The organism is Nostoc sp. CHAB 5715 (assembly GCF_020829685.1).
Taxonomy (GTDB): domain Bacteria; phylum Cyanobacteriota; class Cyanobacteriia; order Cyanobacteriales; family Nostocaceae; genus Nostoc.
The window spans coordinates 1-4899 of sequence record NZ_JAIVFR010000583.1 but is presented as its reverse complement, the minus strand read 5'-3'; the positions used below and the strand labels follow the sequence as shown (position 1 = coordinate 4899).

4 protein-coding genes are annotated in these 4899 nt (G+C 42.3%); 1 reads left to right on the top strand and 3 read right to left on the bottom strand.

What is annotated here, in order from left to right:
* Positions 1-211 precede the first annotated feature (211 nt).
* Complete coding sequence (locus tag LC574_RS26630; RefSeq protein WP_229456608.1) at positions 212-763, bottom strand: hypothetical protein; 552 nt, start codon at positions 761-763, stop codon at positions 212-214.
* Positions 760-951, bottom strand: a complete 192-nt coding sequence (locus LC574_RS26625; protein ID WP_190876219.1) for a hypothetical protein — start codon at positions 949-951, stop codon at positions 760-762. The genes LC574_RS26630 and LC574_RS26625 overlap by 4 nt, the downstream gene beginning before the upstream one ends.
* Before the next feature lie 370 nt (positions 952-1321).
* Here LC574_RS26625 and LC574_RS26620 point away from each other — a divergent pair, with 370 nt between their 5' ends.
* Complete coding sequence (locus LC574_RS26620) at positions 1322-1777, top strand: helix-turn-helix domain-containing protein (protein WP_229456606.1); 456 nt, start codon at positions 1322-1324, stop codon at positions 1775-1777.
* A 97-nt stretch (positions 1778-1874) separates the two neighbouring features.
* Here LC574_RS26620 and LC574_RS26615 read toward each other — a convergent pair whose 3' ends face one another.
* Positions 1875-4343 (bottom strand): ATP-dependent Clp protease ATP-binding subunit, encoded by a 2469-nt coding sequence (locus LC574_RS26615; RefSeq protein WP_229456604.1) that lies wholly within the window; start codon positions 4341-4343, stop codon positions 1875-1877.
* Positions 4344-4899 lie beyond the last annotated feature (556 nt).

The following is a 4899-nucleotide window of genomic DNA, read 5'->3' as shown; positions in this document are numbered from 1 at the left end:
TATTAGGAACTGCTTTACTTGATGAGCATGAACTTATCATACAGTTTATCGAGGGCGGTTTAGTAACAATTGATGAATTGTAGTTGCTTTCTGGATATATCGACTTGTTCACGGCTCTAATCTTGAACAAAAGGAGAATCACCGCACAAAATACAGAAATGTTGAGAGTAAAAAATATCTCAGTGAAATTAGAACTGAGTACAGCAAAGTGTTAAGTAGCCTCTGTTGAGAAAATAAAAACTTCTGCTGCTTGAGTCGGCCAAACAAATAGGTTTTGCTTTGCAATATCCAGGTCAATAGCAACGGCTTCTATTTGTTTTATAGAGTTATCTTGACCTCTATATTTGAGCAACGTAGTAAATTGACCAATTTCTAGACTTGGTTCACTGATGCGTATTTGCACTGGCGGGTTAATTTGAATTGGTTCCCAGATTCCAGTTGCTTGATCAATTTCTATTCCAGTAAGATGATGCTTGGTAACAAATTTATTATCTAAATGATTCCACCATTCAGAAATTATCTGAGCTTCTTTAGTATATTTTGGTGTATTACTACAGTACCAACGAATAGCATTGGAACTATATTTAATTGCTTCTTTAACTTTGTCTTCCCAATTTTCATCATTCAAGTCTATGCTGATCATTTGCCCTTCAGATTTTGAGCGATCAATATACACATGAAAAGCTGCAACATCTTCCCGGTGAGTGAGAACATAGCGACGTAGTTCATTGAGATTCATTGCTCCATACTTAGCTACTGTCATGGTTCATACCCTCCGGTTGGTTTAATCTCAAAGTCCAAATTTTCGCCAGCAAGTACGTATAAGTTTCCAGTACGTTCATCTACCCTAACAAGTTCGATGTTTGTGTATGGCCATCCAGGGTAAATGACATTAGTAAGTCGATAACAAAGCCTGTAGAGTCCCTGAGTTTGTTCGTTTGTGGGCTTCATATCCACTTTACTTGATTTACCCACTGATTATATGGGTAAATGATATCTGAAATTACCTATAAAAGGCGATCGCTCAAAATGCCAGCGTCAATCATGCGGTGATATTCGTCAATCGTCCACTTAGCAACTATCCCACTCATTACGATTGATTCCTCCCAATGATTTTTTATATTCTTCCATTTTAAAGGCACTTCAGGTCTGATTCAGAATCAGTCAATTGATTGAAGATAAAGACATGCATAGGAGTATGTGATAAAACTGATATAAATATTGATTGTGGCATTAGGCTGACGCGACAGCTGAGTAACTACACTCATAGTCGAGTACTAGAATTCTTACTTAAGACTAAAGTCGTAACTGAAAAATTCTTATGTCAATTGAAGTTGAAAAGATTAATTATGATCAGGTTAGTCAAATTCTATCATCTGAGGAAAGCCACTTTTTAGACTTGAAATCAATAAATATAAAACCAGCCAAACTAACTCGCTCTATATCTGCATTTGCAAATGCTAGTGGTGGTGAAGTTTATATTGGAATTGATGAAACTGAAATTGATGGTAAAAATCAACGTACTTGGCGTGGTTTTGCTGATCAAGAAAACTCAGTAATTGTCTATATTCGACATGAACCCCTTGCTTCAATTGAATCAGCAATTATGGAATACTTAAATGATCATGAAAATATAACTAACAAAATTGCACGAAGAATCGCCAGTGTAGACTCTGAAAGTACTATCAAAGCGGCTTTTAATAGACTTAGAGAGCAGGGGCTTATTGAAATAGTACCAGGAACTAAAACTGCTACCTCGGCTTGGCGTAAACTTTGATAAGCAAATTATCAAATAACACAAAAAACGGTAGAGCAATAAATACTCTACCGTTTTCTAATTTTCTATTTGAGACTTAAATCTCAAACCCTAAATCTTACTCAACACCTTGGGGTAACAATTCCCGACGCTGTTGAGAACTAACTTGCACAACGCCATTTTCATCCACATCAACAAGGGCTGTATCGCCATCTTTAATGCGACCAGACAGAATTTCTTCTGCTAGGCTATCTTCTAACAGGCGCATAATTGCCCGACGTAATGGCCTTGCGCCGTAGCTGGGACTGTAACCTTCAGTGATCAATCGATCCTTGAAGCGATCGCTAACTTCTAAGGTGATACCCTTTTCAGTGAGACGACCAAATACTTCCTTGAGCATAATTTCGGCGATTTGGGTCACTTCTGGCTTGCTCAACTGACGGAAGACGATAATTTCATCGAGTCGGTTGAGGAACTCTGGACGGAAGTACTGCTTGAGTTCTTCGTTTACCAAAGAGCGAATCCGGTTGTAAGTTGACTCGCTGGCATCTTCGGAGAATTCAAAGCCGATACCGCTACCGCCTTTTTCAATTACCTTAGAACCAATATTGGAAGTTAAAATCAGCAAAGTGTTCTTGAAGTCCACCGTGCGACCTTTGGCATCAGTTAACCGACCGTCTTCCAAAATTTGCAGCAGCATATTGAATACATCGGGGTGGGCTTTTTCGATTTCGTCGAATAACACCACGGTGTAAGGACGCCGCCGCACGGCTTCGGTCAGCTGACCACCTTCGTTATAACCAACATAACCTGGAGGTGAACCAATCAGCTTGCTGACGGTGTGACGCTCCATGTATTCGGACATATCTAAGCGGATCATTGCTTCTTCGGAACCGAAGAAGTAAGCAGCCAAGGACTTCGCCAACTCGGTTTTACCTACACCAGTAGGCCCAGAGAAGACAAAGCTAGCTATGGGTCGATTGGGATTTTTCAAACCGACACGAGCGCGGCGAATTGCCCGTGAAACTGCCTTCACAGCTTCATCTTGACCAATTAAACGCTGATGCAAGGTGTCTTCCATGTGCAGCAGCTTTTCAGATTCAGATTCGGTGAGTTTGTTCACCGGTACCCCAGTCCAGGAAGCGACAATATGGGCAATGTCTTCTTCTGTAACTACAGGTTCTTCATGTTCTGTGCCAGTTGCATTGGTCTTGCTTTGAGCGATCGCCCGGATTTCGGCTTTGATTTCCATTTCGCGATCGCGCAATTCCCCAGCTTTGTCAAAGTCTTGAGAGCGCACCGCGTCATCTTTTTCTTTTAATATCTGACGCAGTTCTTTGTCTAACTCTTTGGCTGCGGGTGGCAGTTGGGAGTTAATCAAGCGCACTCTAGAACCAGCTTCATCAACTAAGTCGATGGCTTTATCTGGGAGATAGCGATCGCTAATGTAACGGTCTGATAACTTCGCCGCCGCTACCAATGCTTCGTCGGAGATTTTCAGTTTGTGGTGTTGCTCGTAGCGTTCGCGCAAACCATATAAAATTTCAATTGTTTCATCAACTGTAGGTTCGCCAACCATCACTGGTTGGAAACGCCGCTCTAGGGCTGCATCTCGCTCGATGTGTTTCCGGTATTCATCTAGGGTTGTAGCACCGATGCACTGCAACTCACCTCTGGCCAAAGCTGGCTTGAGGATATTAGCTGCATCAATAGCACCTTCTGCTGCACCCGCACCAATTAAGGTGTGTACCTCATCAATCACGAGAATGACATTACCCGCAGAGCGGATTTCATCCATGATTTTTTTCAAGCGTTCTTCAAATTCACCCCGGTACTTGGTTCCTGCTACGAGCAAACCAATGTCCAGCGTGACGACGCGTTTATCTTCCAGGATGTCAGGGATATCTTTAGTGGCTATGCGTGAAGCTAAACCTTCAGCGATCGCTGTTTTACCGACCCCTGGTTCCCCAATCAGCACTGGGTTATTTTTAGTTCGGCGACCCAATATCTGAATCACCCGCTCAATTTCCTTGGCGCGTCCCACCACCGGATCGAGCTTATTATCCATTGCCATCTGGGTGAGGTTGGAGCCAAATTCATCCAGAGTCGGGGTTTTCGTGCGCCCGGATGAACCGCCTGGTGAAACTTCGGCAGTTTCTCCCAACATGCGGATGACTTGGGTTCTTACCTTAGATAGATCCACACCGAGGTTTTCTAGCACCCTGGCTGCTACACCTTCCCCTTCGCGGATTAGGCCCAACAGCAGATGCTCGGTGCCAATGTAGTTATGCCCCAGTTGGCGTGCTTCTTCCAAGGAGAGTTCTAAAACTCGCTTCGCCCGTGGCGTAAACGGAATTTCCACGGCAACAAAGCCTGATCCCCGTCCGATAATTTTTTCAACTTCAATTCGGGCATCTTTGAGATTGACGCCCATTGATTTCAGCACCTTGGCAGCCACTCCAGTGCCTTCGCCAATCAGACCCAGGAGGATCTGCTCGGTTCCGACAAAGTTGTGACCTAAACGGCGGGCCTCTTCTTGGGCCAGCATGATTACCTTAATGGCTTTTTCTGTGAAGCGCTCAAACATGGCTTTATCCCATCATCTGCGGTCGTGCCGGTATGCTGATTTTAGCACAGGCAAAGCTTTTGGATGCCTGTATAACAGATTATAGACATCCTGAAGCTATGACTTAAGTTGATGGGCTAATTGTTAACTATTGACTACTCTTCTCTGGCTAGTGTACTGAGGAGCTTTAGTTCACCAGCGTTTTTGGGATTTATTACAAACAGTTCACTGCTTAGATTAAGGGTTTCTTGACTCAATCCCAAACATTTATATTTAACATATATATTTTTTAATATCAAGTAAAAATATTTAATATATACATTGTTTATTTAATTCATTTTTTTAGATAAATTATTTAAATATAAATAGGTGCGGCAAAGTTACATTTTTTTGCTGAAGCCGATCGCAAGCCCCAATAATTCAAAATTAATAATGCCCAAGAGTTAAACCAGTTCGCAATTACGTTTTGTGACGGGGATTTAGACCCCGACTAACATACGCGCTGCTTGATATAGCAGTCCTAAGTCATTTGTGAAAATTATATATCTCTTTTTTCTTTCTTCTCTTTGCGTCCTTG